The 13,937-nt window shown below is 72.4% G+C and carries 15 protein-coding genes; 9 read left to right on the forward strand and 6 right to left on the reverse strand.

Annotation, left to right across the window (positions count from 1 at the left end; genetic code table 11):
- The first annotated feature begins 4 nt into the window (after positions 1–4).
- Genes HD601_RS02350 through HD601_RS02360 form a run of 3 tightly spaced genes read left to right on the forward strand, consistent with a single transcriptional unit; the run spans position 5 to position 3,843 of the window.
- Positions 5–742 (forward strand): iron-sulfur cluster assembly protein, encoded by a 738-nt coding sequence (locus HD601_RS02350; RefSeq protein ID WP_184829376.1) that lies wholly within the window; start codon positions 5–7, stop codon positions 740–742.
- 9 nt (positions 743–751) lie between these two features.
- Positions 752–1,567, forward strand: a complete 816-nt coding sequence (locus HD601_RS02355) for an IclR family transcriptional regulator (protein ID WP_184818971.1) — start codon at positions 752–754, stop codon at positions 1,565–1,567.
- Entirely contained in the window at positions 1,564–3,843 is a 2,280-nt protein-coding gene (locus HD601_RS02360; protein ID WP_184818973.1) for an FdhF/YdeP family oxidoreductase, read from the forward strand. Before HD601_RS02355 ends, HD601_RS02360 begins: the two co-directional genes overlap by 4 nt.
- Here the strand turns inward: HD601_RS02360 and HD601_RS02365 are convergent.
- Positions 3,815–4,498, reverse strand: coding sequence for a winged helix-turn-helix transcriptional regulator (locus tag HD601_RS02365; protein WP_221440476.1), 684 nt, complete (start codon positions 4,496–4,498; stop codon positions 3,815–3,817). The genes HD601_RS02360 and HD601_RS02365 overlap by 29 nt on opposite strands.
- A gap of 68 nt (positions 4,499–4,566) precedes the next feature.
- On the opposite strand from HD601_RS02365, the gene HD601_RS02370 reads away from it, so the two are divergent.
- From HD601_RS02370 to HD601_RS02380, 3 genes are all read left to right on the forward strand, one after another.
- Positions 4,567–5,424, forward strand: a complete 858-nt coding sequence (locus HD601_RS02370; protein WP_184818977.1) for an alpha/beta fold hydrolase — start codon at positions 4,567–4,569, stop codon at positions 5,422–5,424.
- A gap of 380 nt (positions 5,425–5,804) precedes the next feature.
- Positions 5,805–6,738, forward strand: a protein-coding gene (locus HD601_RS02375) for an IS5 family transposase (RefSeq protein ID WP_425503369.1) whose coding sequence is annotated in 2 segments (ribosomal slippage) — positions 5,805–6,187 and positions 6,186–6,738 — 936 coding nt in all. Because the reading frame shifts where the segments join, the coding sequence is not laid out codon by codon here.
- 270 nt (positions 6,739–7,008) lie between these two features.
- Positions 7,009–8,229, forward strand: a complete 1,221-nt coding sequence (locus HD601_RS02380) for an IS110 family RNA-guided transposase (protein ID WP_184818979.1) — start codon at positions 7,009–7,011, stop codon at positions 8,227–8,229.
- Positions 8,230–8,513: 284 nt separating this feature from the next.
- On the opposite strand, the gene HD601_RS02385 is transcribed toward HD601_RS02380, so the two are convergent.
- The 3 genes from HD601_RS02385 to HD601_RS02395 all read right to left on the reverse strand — a co-directional run bounded on the left by HD601_RS02385 (position 8,514) and on the right by HD601_RS02395 (position 10,711).
- Positions 8,514–8,855, reverse strand: a complete 342-nt coding sequence (locus HD601_RS02385) for a hypothetical protein (protein ID WP_184818981.1) — start codon at positions 8,853–8,855, stop codon at positions 8,514–8,516.
- 22 nt (positions 8,856–8,877) lie between these two features.
- Positions 8,878–10,431, reverse strand: coding sequence for a leucyl aminopeptidase (locus HD601_RS02390; RefSeq protein ID WP_221440477.1), 1,554 nt, complete (start codon positions 10,429–10,431; stop codon positions 8,878–8,880).
- A 112-nt stretch (positions 10,432–10,543) separates the two neighbouring features.
- The gene (locus tag HD601_RS02395) at positions 10,544–10,711 is read right to left on the reverse strand and encodes a DUF3117 domain-containing protein (protein WP_069114398.1); all 168 of its coding nucleotides are present in this window, start codon (positions 10,709–10,711) and stop codon (positions 10,544–10,546) included.
- Between the two features lie 193 nt (positions 10,712–10,904).
- On the opposite strand from HD601_RS02395, the gene HD601_RS02400 reads away from it, so the two are divergent.
- Genes HD601_RS02400 through HD601_RS02410 form a run of 3 tightly spaced genes read left to right on the forward strand, consistent with a single transcriptional unit; the run spans position 10,905 to position 13,070 of the window.
- Complete coding sequence (locus HD601_RS02400) at positions 10,905–11,711, forward strand: PaaX family transcriptional regulator C-terminal domain-containing protein (RefSeq protein ID WP_184818983.1); 807 nt, start codon at positions 10,905–10,907, stop codon at positions 11,709–11,711.
- Entirely contained in the window at positions 11,708–12,493 is a 786-nt protein-coding gene (locus tag HD601_RS02405; RefSeq protein WP_221440478.1) for an enoyl-CoA hydratase-related protein, read from the forward strand. Before HD601_RS02400 ends, HD601_RS02405 begins: the two co-directional genes overlap by 4 nt.
- The gene (locus HD601_RS02410; RefSeq protein ID WP_184818985.1) at positions 12,483–13,070 is read left to right on the forward strand and encodes a DNA-3-methyladenine glycosylase I; all 588 of its coding nucleotides are present in this window, start codon (positions 12,483–12,485) and stop codon (positions 13,068–13,070) included. The genes HD601_RS02405 and HD601_RS02410 overlap by 11 nt, the downstream gene beginning before the upstream one ends.
- A gap of 11 nt (positions 13,071–13,081) precedes the next feature.
- Here the strand turns inward: HD601_RS02410 and HD601_RS02415 are convergent, their stop codons facing one another.
- Positions 13,082–13,540: an SRPBCC family protein gene (locus tag HD601_RS02415; protein WP_184818987.1), complete on the reverse strand. Its 459-nt coding sequence runs from the start codon at positions 13,538–13,540 to the stop codon at positions 13,082–13,084.
- Between the two features lie 2 nt (positions 13,541–13,542).
- Positions 13,543–13,890: a DivIVA domain-containing protein gene (locus HD601_RS33350; protein WP_184818989.1), complete on the reverse strand. Its 348-nt coding sequence runs from the start codon at positions 13,888–13,890 to the stop codon at positions 13,543–13,545.
- Positions 13,891–13,937: the final 47 nt, after the last annotated feature.

The following is a 13,937-nucleotide window of genomic DNA, read 5'->3' on the forward strand; positions in this document are numbered from 1 at the left end:
CACCATGAGCGCCTCCCCCACGTCGTGCGCCGCTCGCCCCCCAGCCGGCGCCGACGCCGCCCGGGCCGGCGGCAGCCCCTCCGCCGGCCCGGGAACGGCGGCCGTCCTGCGCGCACTGGACGCCGTCGTCGACCCGGAGCTGGACGAGCCGGTGACCGACCTCGGCTTCGTCTCGTCGGTGCGGGTCGAGGGCGGGACCGCGCGGATCCGGCTGCGGCTGCCGACCTACTTCTGCGCACCGAACTTCGCCTACCTGATGGTCGCCGACGCCTACGAGGCCGCCCGCGCCGTCCCGGGCGTCGACGCCGTCGACGTGCGGCTCGAGGACCACTTCGCGGCCGAGGAGATCAACGGCGGAGTGGCCGCCGGCGACGGGTTCGCGGCGGCGTTCGACGGCCTGGCGGACGGCGAGCTGCAGGAGCTTCGGCTGACATTCTGGCGCAAGGCGCACGCCGCCGAGCAGGAGCGAATCGCCTCCCGGCTGGCGCACGACGGCGCCGACCTCACCCGGGCGCGACTGGGCGACCTGCGGGGCGACGACGGCGTCAGGTTGCGCCGCCGCCGGGCTCGGCTGGGGCTCCCCGTCGACGACGACGCGCCGCTGCTGGTGGACGACGACGGCGCCCCGATCCCGCCCGAGTCGCTGCCGCTGAAGCTGCGGCTGGCCCGCACGACGCGGATCAGCATCGAGGGCAATTCCGGGTTCTGCCGGGGTCTGCTCAGTACCCGGTACGGCGACTAGTCTGGACGGATGGGGCAGGTGTCGGTGCGGTCCTCGCCAGGAACCATCGCCTCGGTGACCAAGGCGCTGCGGGTCATGGAGGTCGTGGCCTCCGATCCGCGCGGCGTCACGGCGCGCAGCATCGCCGACGAGCTCGGCCTCGCGCTCCCGACCACCTACCACCTGCTCAGCACGCTCATCGACAGCGGCTACGTCGTCCACCTCGCCAGTGAGCACCGCTACGCGCTCGGCTACGGCGTGCGCAGGCTCGACCGCGGGCTGCACCGCCAGCTCGCCGTCGAGGACGACGTCGCGGCGGCCATCCGGGCGCTGCACCACGACGCCGACGCCGCCGCCTACTACGCGGTGTTCCGCGAGGCCGGCATCGTCATCGCCCACGTCGCCGACTCCGAGCGCCGCCGCCGGGTGCAGCTGCTCGACGTCGGGTTCGACGAGTCCGCGCACGCCACGGCGTTCGGCAAGGTCATGCTGGCCGGCATGGACCGCGACCAGCTGCACTGCTACCTCGACCAGTCCGGCATGGCGGACCTCACGCGGTCCACCATCGTCCAGCCCGACCAGCTCGAGCGGCATTTGTCGCACGTGCGCGAGTCCAACGTGGCGCTCGAGATCGGCGAGCTGCAGGCCGGGCTGTCGTGCATGGCCGCCCCGGTCCGCTCCCCCGGCGGCGACGTCATCGGCTCGGTGGCCATCTCGCTGCCGTCGCCGGAGTTCCGATCCCGCCGCTGGGACATCGAGCGGGCGGTCCGCACCGGAGCCAACCGCGTCACGAGGGCCCTCCGGGCGGCACACCGCCGGGCCCCTGGGGCTACCGTCGGTACATGACCACTCGGGCACCGAAGGACGATCACGACGAGGCCGGTCTGCGGGTCGGCCCGCCCGCGGCGAGCGCGGCCGGCGTACCCGGCGTCGTGCACGGGCTGAAGGACGTGCTCGAGCAGGCCGGGGTCCGTCGCGGTGTGAAGACGCTGCGCGTGCTGAACCAGCAGCGCGGCTTCGACTGCCCAGGCTGCGCCTGGCCCGAGCCGGGCAAGCCGCACCTGGCGGAGTTCTGCGAGAACGGCGCCAAGGCGGTCGCCGAAGAGGCCACCGTCCGCCGGGTCGACGCCGCGTTCTTCGCCGCCCACCCCGTCGCCGAGCTGGCCGGGCGCTCCGACCACTGGCTGGGCCAGCAGGGCCGGCTCACCGAGCCGATGCTGCGCGACACCGGCGACACCCACTACCGGCCCATCACCTGGGACCGCGCGTTCGACGTCATCGCCTCGGAGCTGCGAGGGCTGGCGAGCCCCGACGACGCCGTCTTCTACACGTCCGGGCGCACCAGCAACGAGGCCGCGTTCCTGTACCAGCTCTTCGCCCGCACGCTCGGCACCAACAACCTGCCGGACTGCTCGAACATGTGCCACGAGTCGTCCGGCGCGGCGCTGTCCGAGACGCTGGGCATCGGCAAGGGCAGCGTCTCCATCGAGGACATCACCGACCACGCCGACCTCATCGTCATCGTCGGGCAGAACCCCGGCACCAACCACCCGCGCATGCTCACCGCGCTCGAGCACGCCAAGCGGCGCGGCTCCCGCATCGTCGCCGTCAACCCGCTGCCCGAGGCCGGCCTGCACACGTTCAAGAACCCGCAGACGGTGCGCGGCGTCGTCGGCAAGGGCACGCTGCTGTCCGACCTCTACCTGCAGGTCCGCCTCGGCGGCGACCTCGCGTTCTTCCAGGCGGTCAACCGCATGCTGGTCGACGCCGACGCCGTCGACCACGCCTTCATCGACCAGTACACGACCGGCTACGACGACGCCGTCGCGGCCTGGCAGAAGCTCGACTGGGACGACGTCGCGACGGCCACCGGCCTGCCCCGCGAGGCGATCGAGGCGTTCGTCGCCGAGGTCCGTCAGGCCGAGAGCGTCATCGTCTGCTGGGCCATGGGCCTCACGCAGCACAAGAAGGCCGTGCCGACCATCCGCGAGATCGTGAGCTTCCTGCTGCTGCGCGGCAACGTCGGCCGCCCCGGCGCCGGCGCGTGCCCCGTCCGCGGGCACAGCAACGTGCAGGGCGATCGCACCATGGGCATCTGGGAGAAGCCGCCGGCCGCGTTCCTCGACGCGCTCGAGTCCGAGTTCGGCATCACCGCACCCCGGCGACCCGGCCACGACACCGTCGACACCATCAGGGCCATGCGCGACGGCAGGGTCCGCGTCTTCATGGCCATGGGCGGCAACTTCGCCTCGGCCACGCCCGACAGCGACCTGACGGCGGCCGCGCTGCAGTCGGTGCCGCTCACGGTGCACGTGTCGACCAAGTTGAACAAGTCGCACGCGCTGGCAGGGCAGCGCTCGATCATCCTGCCCTGCCTCGGCCGCACCGAGCGCGACGTGCAGGCCGGCGGCGAGCAGTTCGTCACCGTCGAGGACTCCATGAGCGCGGTGCACGCGTCGCGCGGCACGCTGCGCCCCGCATCCAGACAGCTGCGCAGCGAGGTGGGCATCGTCTGCGGGCTGGCGTCGCGGGTGTTCGGTCCCGACGGCGGCGGCGTTCCGTGGGCGTCGTTCGCGGCCGACTACACGGCGGTCCGGGCGCGCATCGCGCGGGTGATCCCGGGATTCGACGACTACGAGGCCAAGGTGGCGGTGCCGGGCGGGTTCGTGCTGCCGCACCCGCCGCGCGACTCGCGGTCCTTCCCCACGGCCAGCGGCAAGGCGCAGTTCAGCGTCAACGAGCTCGAGGTGCTGCGGGTCCCGCCGGGCCGGCTGATCCTGCAGACGGTCCGCTCGCACGACCAGTTCAACACCACCATCTACGGGCTCGACGACCGCTACCGCGGCATCCGCGACGGCCGCCGCGTGGTGTTCGTGAACCCTGCCGACCTGGTGTCGCTCGGGTTCGCCGACGGCGCCATGGTCGACCTCGTGAGCGAGTGGACCGACGGCGACCGCCGGGCGCCGTCGTTCCGGGTCGTGTCCTACCCGACGGCGCCGGGCTGCGCGGCCGCGTACTTCCCCGAGACGAACGTGCTGGTGCCGCTGGACCACACCGCCGAGGTCAGCAACACGCCGGCCTCGAAGTCGGTGGTCATCCGGCTGGAGCCGGCGTCGGCCTGATCTTCCGCGGCGCGTCGACCAGCCGCTGCAGGAGCGTTCGGTCGCCCGTGACGGACATCCGGCCGGCGGCGACGGCGTCGGCCAGCGGCTCGGCGCCGTCGAGCACCGCCTGCCAGACCGCTTTCGTCGTGCGGACCAGCACGTCGGGCGCGGTGGTGGCCGGGCCGCGGGCGAGCTCGGTCAGCCGGCCGTCGTCGACCCGCAGCCGGTAGACGTCGCGGCCGAGCCCGATCTCGTACGTGGCCGACCAGCTCACGCCGTCGCCGCTGGCGTCAGAGGCGGTGAAGAAGGTGCGCAGGCCGAGCATGATGGAGTCGGCGCTGACCTCGCCGGTCAGCGGCAGCACGGGCGACCGGACGCCCCAGCGGGCCAGCGCCTGGAACACCGGCTCGAGGCTCGCGCCCCACTCCGTCAGCTCGTAGACCCTCGCCGCGGCGGGCGGCGGGAGCTCGCGCCGGTGCAGGACGCCGTACTCCTCGAGCTCCCTGAGCCGCTTCGAAAGTACCGCGGGCGTGATGCCGGGCAGCGCCTCCTGCAGGTCGCGGTAGCGGCGCGGGCCCAGCCGCAGCTCACGCACCACGAGCAACGCCCAGCGCTCGCCGACGATGTCGAGCGAGAGGGCGATCGGACAGCCCTCGCCGTAGGTCCGGGTCACTTGCGCCTCCTTCAGAACTATGGAAAGAATAGCACTAGCTACGTTTTTCATAGTTCTAGGGAGTGACGATGACCGAGCGGATGATCCCCGTGGGCGACGCGAAGCTGTGCGCCGAGTCCTTCGGGTCCCCGGACGACCCGGCGATCCTGCTGATCGGCGGCGCGGCCGCGTCCATGGACTACTGGGAGACGGAGTTCTGCTCGCGACTGGCAGCGCCGGGCCGGTTCGTCATCCGCTACGACTTCCGCGACACCGGCCGGTCGACGGCGTACCCGGCCGGCTCACCCGGCTACACCGGCGACGACCTGGTGACGGACGCGCTGGCCGTGCTCGACGGGTACGGCCTGGCCGCCGCGCACCTCTACGGCATCTCGATGGGCGCCGGCATCGCCCAGGCGCTGGGCGTGGAGTATCCGGCGCGGGTGCTGTCGCTGACGCTGCAGTCGACCAGCCCCACCGGCCCGCTCGGGCCCGGCAACCCCGACCTGCCGCCCATGTCGGCCCAGCTCGCCGAGCTGTTCTCCTCCGAGGACCCCGGGCCGGACTGGACCGACCGCGACGCGGCCATCTCTGCCATGGTGGAGGGCCTGCGCCCGTTCGACGGCACGATTCCGCCGGACCTCGCCGAGGAGCGCGCCGTCGCCACCCTCATGTACGACCGCACCACCGACGTCGCCGCCAGCCAGACCAACCACTGGATCCTGTCCGGTGGCGGGTTGGAGCGAGCGCAACTGGCCGGGATCACCGCACCGACGCTGGTCCTGCACGGCACCGCCGACCCCCTGATGCCGCTCCCGCACGGCGAGGCGCTGGCCCGAGAGATCCCCGGGGCGCGGCTGGTTCCGCTTGAGGGCATGGGCCACCAGTACCCGCCTCGCGCCGTGTGGGACACCGTGGTCGCCGAGGTGGTCGCTCACACGGGGTGATGAGGTTCTGCCGGAGTGATGAGGTCGACTCCCCGTCCCCCTGGTGCCCAGTCTCTTAGCCGCGCACCTATCAGGGGGACGGGGAGACCCTGGGGACGCCTCGCCCCTCGGTGCCGGTTCGCCGGACCCGAAATGATCACGTTCACCACGAAATCCCGTGCCGCACTACGCCTGCAACCGTGTTGGGGCAGGCGCAATCGTGTTGGGGCGCCACTCCCCCATGATCATGTCCCCTCGCGGTCGCTCACACGCCGCCACCGAACATGATCATGGAACCGGCGGGGCAGACAGCACGCCGAGCCGCGACTTCACTACGCAGAGCCGACTTCACTAGGGTGTGTCTCCCATATCTGTGATGAGTCGCGCTGCATGATCGCAGTGTGAGTTCGTCTCGGTTTGAGTCGTTGACCGATGCTCAGTGGGAGCAGATCGAGCCGTTGCTGCCGTCGAACGCGGGGCGGCGGGGCCACCCGTTCTGGGATAACCGGCGGGTGGTGGAGGGGATCGTCTACCGGTACCGGACCGGGATCCCGTGGCGGGACCTGCCCCGAGAGCCATTCGGGCCGTGGAAGACGGTCTGGAAGCGGCACCGCCGATACGCCGAGGATGGGACCTGGGACAAGGTGCTGGCCGGGCTGCTTGCCCAGGCGGACGCCGCTGGTCAGATCGATTGGACGGTGTCGGTGGACGCCACGATCAACCGTGCCCACCAGCACGCCACGAACACCACGCGCCCGGAGCGGGACACGGGGGGCGCGGGCGAATCACACGAGTCAGCCTGACGGGTTCGTTCCTAGCCCGATCGGCGGGGAACGTGAACCTGCAGGTCACGGTATCGGCAAGTCGCGTGGCGGACTGACCAGCAAGATCCACTTTGCGGTGGATGGACACGGCCGCCCGCTGGCCGCGGTCATCACCGGCGGGCAGCGCAACGATGGCGTGATGCTTACCGAGGTGCTGGCCGACATCCGCGTCCCTCGCCTGGGGCCGGGCCGGGCCCGCACCACCCCGGACGCGGTGATCGCCGACCGCGCCTACACCTCCGGCGTCAACCGCCAGATGCTCGCAGCCCGGCACATCAAGGCCGTGATCCCGCAGAAGAAGAACGAGATCGCCGCCCGCAAACGCAAGGGCTCGGCCGGCGGGCGACCTCCGGCCCTGGACGAGCAGACCTACAAGCAGCGCAACGTCGTCGAACGCTCCTTCGCTCTGATCAAGCAATGGCGAGGACTGGCCACCCGCTACGACAAGCTCGCGATCACCTACCGCGCCGCCGTCGTGCTGTCCGCCTGCATCACATGGGCGCGCATATAGGAGACACGCTCTAATGGGGATCGACCGGCGTTTCTGCGTTGGCTGTTGTGCGTCGATGGGAAGGCTGGTCGTCGAGCCGCCGGCCGGTGAGCACTGCCACGCCTCGGAGATGGTTGATTCCTAGGGCTAGATCGTGCCCCGGCCGGTCGGTGAGGGCTGTCGTAGCGCTGATGGGGTGTCGTGCCGTGCGAGCACTGATCCATTAGGTCGCCGCCGAGGCCCTCGTGGCTCCGACCTGTGTCACGACATCGAGAGGGCTGAGGCGATGTGATGATCTTCGTGGGTGATGACTGGGCCGAGGACCACCACGACGTGCATGTCATGGACGAGGGCGGGACCCGGTTGGCGTCGCGGCGGCTTCCCGAGGGGCTGGCGGGCATCGGCGGGCTGCACGAGCTGATCGCCGGGTATGCCGACGAGCCGGGCGACGTGGTGATCGGGATCGAGATCGACCGGGGCCTGTGGGTCGACGCGCTGACCGCGGCCGGCTACCAGGTGTATGCGATCAACCCGCTGGCGGTGACCCGTTACCGCGACCGCCACCATGTGTCCGGTGCCAAGTCCGATGCCGGGGATGCCAAGCTTCTGGCCGATCTGGTCCGCACCGATCGTCACAACCACCGCCCGGTCGCCGGCGACACTGGCCAGGCCGAGGCGATCAAGGTGCTCGCCCGCACCCACCAGAGCCTGATCTGGGCGCGGAACAAGCACACCAACGCGCTGCGCTCGGCGTTGCGGGAGTACTACCCGGCCGCCCTGCAGGCCTTCGACGACCTGCATGATCGTGACGCGTTGGCGGTGCTGGGCCGTGCCCCGGCTCCAGCCGACGGCGCCCGGCTGACGATCGGTGCGATCCGTTCCGCGCTCAAGCACGCCGGGCGGCGCCGCAACCTGGACCAGCGGGCGGCGCAGATCCAGGCCGCGCTACGCACCGAACAGCTCACCGCGCCCGGCCCGGTGACGGCCGCGTTCGCTGCGACCACCCGCGCCACGGCCGGCATCATCGTGGAGTTGAACCGGCAGATCAGCGAGCTGGAAACCCAGCTCAACGACCATTTTGAGCAACACCCGGACGCCGACATCTACCTCTCCCTGCCAGGACTCGGTGATGTGCTCGGCGCCCGGGTGCTCGGTGAGTTCGGGGACGACCCCGACCGCTACACCACCGCCAAGTCTCGCAAGAACTACGCCGGCACGTCACCGTTGACCATCGCCTCGGGCAAGAAACGTGCCGTGCTCGCCCGCCACGTTCGTAACCGCCGCCTCTACGACGCGATCGACCAGTGGGCATTCTGCTCACTCAGCGCCAGCCCCGGATGCCGAGCGTTCTACGACCAGCACCGCGCCGCCGGGGACCTGCACCACCAGGCACTACGCGCCCTGGGCAACCGACTCGTCGGCATCCTGCACGGCTGCCTACGCCACCACACCCACTACAACGAACACACCGCCTGGGCCCACCGGGGCCAAGATCAACCAGAGGCCGCTTGACAAGTTACGCCCCTGGGATGTCTAGCCAGAACCGTCTTCTGCGCCCCAGCGCGAGGTCAGAAGACGACTTTCGCTAGTGAAGTCGGCTGGCGCTAGTGAAGACGACCAACCGCAACCAGCGAGCCACCATCCACACCGTCGGCAGACTCCCCCCGTCCCCCTGATAGCTGCCGAGTTCTTGGCCGCGGGGACCCGGGTCAAGCGGTCCCTCCGCGCGAAGCGTCATCGGTCCGCTTGAGGCGGGTCCCCGCGGCTAAGACACTGGGCAGCAGGGGGACGGGGGATCAGACCGGGCCGGGTCCGGCGGCGAAGCCGGAGCCGCCCTCGGCGACAGCGACGACGTCGAACGGCTCCTGGAACACCGGCGCCGAGCCGATGATCTTCGAGCCGGGCGAGTCGGCCGCGACCTCGGCGAACCAGGTGGCGAAGGTGTCGCGGGCTGCCGCCGTCTCGAAGACGTAGGTGCCCTCGAACCATTCTCCCGGCCGGGTGCGCCAGGTCTTGAACCGCAACCCGTCCATGCCGCTGAACTTGGCCAGCGAGGTGTCGTGGACGTACTCGCGCAGCGCGGCGTCGACGCCGGCGGGCGCCTCGGCCAGGGACCAGCGCACACTCAGACCGTACATGCAGGATCCTTCCGAACGACCATCACGAGACCGGAGCGCCGGCCTCGAGCCAGTACAGCAGCGCCCGCACGCCGAAGCCCGTGCCGCCCTTGGTGACCTCGCCCTTGTCGGAGTCGGCGCGGGCCGGGCCGGCGATGTCGAGGTGCGCCCACGGCACGTCGCCGACGAAGCGCTGGAGGAACAACGCTGCCATGATCGAGCCGCCACCGAGGTGGGCGGTGTCGATGTGCGAGATGTCGGCGATCGACGAGTCCAGCCCGTAGCGGTAGTCCTCGACCAGGGGCATGCGCCAGAGCCGCTCCCCCGCCGCGTCGCCGGCCGAGCGCAGCGCGGCGGCGAGGTCGTCCGACGGCGAGTAGAGGGCGCCGTGGCCGCGGCCGAGCGCCGTCGTCGCGGCGCCGGTGAGGGTGGCGACGTCGACGATGACCGTCGGCTCGAGCTCGGCGACGGCGTAGCCGATGCCGTCGGCGAGCACCAGTCTGCCCTCGGCGTCGGTGTTGAGGACCTCGACGGTGGTGCCGTCGTACTGCCGGATGACGTCGCTGGGCCGCTGGGCCGCGGCGCCGGGCATGTTCTCGGCCGCCGCGACCAGGCCGGTGACCCGCACGCCGATGCCGAGCTCGCGCACGGCCGACAGCACGCCCATGACGACGGCGCCGCCCGTCATGTCCGTCTTCATCGGGACCATGCCCTCGCGCGGCTTCAGCGACAGCCCGCCGGTGTCATAGGTGATGCCCTTGCCGACGAGCACGACGTGCGGCGTGGAGGGGCCGGCCTGCGGCGGCTCGTAGCGCAGCGCGATGAGCCGCGGCGGCCGCTCGGAGCCCATGCCGACGGCGAGGATGCCGCCGAAGCCCTCGTCGGCGAGCGCCTTCTCGTCGCGCACCCGCACGTCGAGGCGGTGCTCGGCGCCGAGGCGGCGGGCCTGCGCCGCCAGCCACTCGGGGTCCTTGACGTTCGACGGCGTCTGCGCGAGGTCGCGGGCGGTCCAGCCGGCCTGCGCGACGGCGACCGCCGCGGCGACGACGTCCGCGCGGGCGCCGTCGCCGGTGATGACCAGCGTGCCCAACGGCAGCTTGCGCTCCGGGACCGGCGCGCTGCGGAAGCCGCCGAGCGTGTAGGTGGCGAGGACGGCGCCCTCGACGAAGGCGCGGGTCGCGTGGTCGTCGGCGGTCGCGGTGACGGCGGACGCCAGCCGGTCGACGCCGCGGGCGGCCCGGGCCAGAGCGGCGCCGGCCTTGCGGTAGGCGGCCGATGAGCCGTCGCCGAGCCCGACCAGCAGGACCTCGGTGACGTCGACCTCGCCGTCGACGCTGCCCGCGCCGCGGCCCTCGGCGTAGACCGGGACGGAGACGACCTCGCCGGCCTTGCCGGAGGCGTTGCCGCGGTCGAGGGCGGCGAACAGGTCGAGGCCGAGCGAGTCGCCGGCCTCGGCGCCACCGGGGCCGATCCAGGGCGAGCTGTCCGGGGCCTCGTCGGGCCACACCGCGAGCGCCAGGACGCCGGCCTCGGCGTCGAGCAGCGGCCGGGCGTCGACCACGACCTCGGTGGGGCTGACTGTGTTCTCGGCTGACACGCGCACTCCTCGTTCCCTGACGTCCCGGGTCCCTCCGGGCAGAGTAATGCCCCCGCCCAGCGCCGCCGGCGCCGGACGAGGGCACCTATTCAATGCTCACGGCAACGACACGTCAGCCGACAACATCTTTCAACGCATCACCCAGCGCGCCGGCCTCGTCGGCCGTGAGCTCGACGACCAGACGACCGCCACCCTCGATCGGGACACGCATGACGATGCCGCGCCCCTCCTTGGTGACCTCGAGCGGCCCATCGCCAGTCCGCGGCTTCATCGCCGCCATCCGCGCACCCCTTCCTTTTCAGGCGCACACCCAAACCCCCTGATGGCCAGGGAGCACCAGCCGTGTGCGTCACGATGGAGGTCATTATCCCGCATGTTGGTCGCCGCGGGGAGAGCGCGGTCGGTATGTCCTCACCTGGCGATGCCGGACTGGCGGACCGGACTGTCGGAGCGGGCTGGCAGGATGGTGGACTGTGAACGCCAGATCCGCCCTGTTCGACCTCTATGGCGATCACGTGCGCTCGCGTGGCGGCAGCGCCCGGGTCGCCGCACTGGTGCGGCTGCTCGCCCCGCTCGGCGTCGCCGCGCCGGCGGTGCGCACGGCCGTGTCGCGCATGGTCAAGCAGGGCTGGCTGCGTCCGGTACGCATCGACGGCTCGCCCGGTTATCAGCTCACCGAGCGCGCCGACCGCCGCCTCGAGGAGGCGGCCGTGCGCATCTACCGCACCAACGGCCGGGGCGACTGGGACGGCCGTTGGCACGTCGTCGTGCCCGAGCGGTCGGCGCAGCGGGCCGCGCGCGAGCGGCTGCGCAACGGCCTGGCCTATCTCGGCTACGCGCCGGTCGGCGACGGCACCTGGATCGCCGCCCGGCCCTCGCCCGAGCTGCCGTCGCTGCTCGACGCCGAGGACCTGCGGGCCGAGCGGTTCAGCGCGCGGCACCAGGGCGACGACGCCGAACTGGTGCGCCGGGCGTGGGACCTCGACGCCGTCGGACGGTCCTACCTGCGCTGGCTGTCCGAGGCGCGGTCGCTGCTCAGCTCGCTGCCCGGCCGGCCCACCGACGAGCAGGCGTTCGCCGCGCGCAGCCGGCTCGTGCACGAATGGCGCAAGTTCCTCTTCACCGACCCCGGGCTGCCGCGCGAGCTGCTCCCCGAGGTCTGGCCCGGCGACGACGCCGCCGCCTTCTTCGACGAGCACGCCGCGCGCCTGCAGCCCGCGGCCGGCCGGTTCGTCGACGCCTGCCTGTCCGCCGGACCCACCAAGGAGGGTGACCTGTGACCCCGGTGCGCTACCAGGCCGACGACGGCGTCGGCGTCATCACGCTCGACCGGCCCGACTCCATGAACAGCCTCGACACCGCCACCAAGGTCGCCCTGCGCGACGTGGTGCTCGAGGCCGCGGCCGACGACGCCGTGCGGGCGGTGGTGCTCACCGGGTCCGGCCGGGCGTTCTGCGTCGGGCAGGACCTCAAAGAGCACGCCCAGGCGCTCGCCTCGGGCGACTCCGGGCTGGCCGCGACGGTGCGCGAGCACTACAACCCCACGGTCAAGGCGCTGCTCACCATGCCCAAGCCGGTGGTCGCCGCTGTCAACGGCGTCGCCGCCGGCGCGGGCGCGTCCTATGCGTTCGCCTGCGACCTGCGCATCGTCGCCGACACCGCCGGGTTCAACCTCGCCTTCGCCGCCATCGGGCTGTCGTCGGACACCGGGTCGTCGTGGACGCTGCCGCGGCTGGTCGGCTGGGCCAAAGCGCGCGAGCTGCTGCTCCGGCCCCGCACGGTCGACGCCGGCGAGGCGCTGGCCCTCGGGCTGGCGACGGAGGTCGTCGCGGCCGCCGACGTGCTGCCACGCGCCATGGAGCTGGCCCACGAGTTCGCCCACGGCCCCACGCAGGCCTACGCGGCGCTGCGTCAGGCCCTGGAGTTCTCCGCCACCCACGGCCTCGACGAGTCACTCGCCCACGAGGCCGACCTCATGCAGCGCACCGGCGACACCGACGACCACCGTGCCGCCGTCGAGGCGTTCCTCGCCAAGCAGGCGATGGTGTTCCATGGCCGCTGACCTGGTCGAGGGCCCCGACGGCCTGCTGCGCTGCCCGTGGGGCCTCAGCGCCCCCGACTACGTCGCCTACCACGACGACGAGTGGGGCCGGCCCGTCCACGGCGACACCGCACTGTACGAGCGCCTCACCCTCGAGGCGTTCCAGTCCGGGCTGTCGTGGCTGACCATCCTGCGCAAGCGCGACGGCTTCCGGAAGGCGTTCGCCGGCTTCGACCCCGCCGTCGTCGCGGCCTACGGGGCCGACGACGAAGCCCGGCTCATGCAGAACACCGGCATCGTGCGCAACCGCGCCAAGGTCGCGGCCGCCATCACCAACGCGCGAGCCCTGGTCGCCCTGCAGGACGCCGGCGGCGACGGCGCGCTCGACCGGCTGATCTGGTCCTTCGCCCCCGACGCCGACGGCCGCCCGGTGCCGCGCTCGCTCGGCGACGTCCCCGCCACCACACCCGAGTCGGCGGCGCTGGCCAAGGCGCTGAAGAAGAACGGCTTCGTCTTCGTCGGCCCCACCACTGCCTACGCCGCCATGCAGGCGTGCGGCCTGGTCAACGACCACCTCGAAGGCTGCGTCTCGCGCTGACGAACCCGCCGCTACCGAAGGCGGTGCAGGCGCTCGGCGTAGCCGGCGAAGCGGCGCAGCGCCACGCTCAGCCCGGCCCGCACCAGAGGGCGCACCACAGGCCAGCCCACCCGCCCCGCCACCCCGAGCGGCAGGTCGAGCCACTCCTCCCAGACCACCTCGCAGTCCGCCTCGCCGACCGGGCGCACCGCGAAGATCCCGGGCCCGCGCACCAGCCGCCCGGTGTGCAGCACCTCGCACCGTCGCGGCGGCTCCCAGGCGGTCACGACCATGGTGTCGAGGAAGCCGGCCCGCCCCACACCGGTCCAGGCCTCCAGCCGCGCGCCCACCTCGCGCCCGTCGCCGGGCCCGGCCACCCGCACCCGGGTGAGCGGCATCCAGGAGCCCTGGGCCGGCCAGTCGGTGAGGACGTGCCACGCGACGTCGGCCGGAACGGCGACCCGTCGCGCGACCCGGACGTCGGCGGTCACCGTCAGAGCTCGTCGGACGAGGCGGGCGAGGCGGGCGGGGCGGGACGGCGGCGCGGCAGCGGGTCGGCGTCGTGGCCGACCCGGGCCTCGAGGTCGGCGATGCGCCGGTCGCGCCGGTCCAGCTCGCGGCCGAGGCGGTCGAGGACGGTGTCGACCTGGTCCATGCGATAGCCGCGCTGGACCACCGAGAACCGCAGGTCCGCGAGGTCCGCCGGATCCACGCCGTCGTCGGGGAGCAGCCGTGCCTGCGCCTCGGGCACCTCGGGCTGGAGGAGGTCGCCACGGCCCAGCACCAGCAGCACCGCGACGAACAGCACGGCGGCGCCCACGACGACGAAGACGGCGAACACGCCTCAAGGGTGCCACGCCCGGCGTTCCACCTCCGCGCCACGCCCGG

This window comes from Jiangella mangrovi, assembly GCF_014204975.1.
Lineage (GTDB): Bacteria > Actinomycetota > Actinomycetes > Jiangellales > Jiangellaceae > Jiangella > Jiangella mangrovi.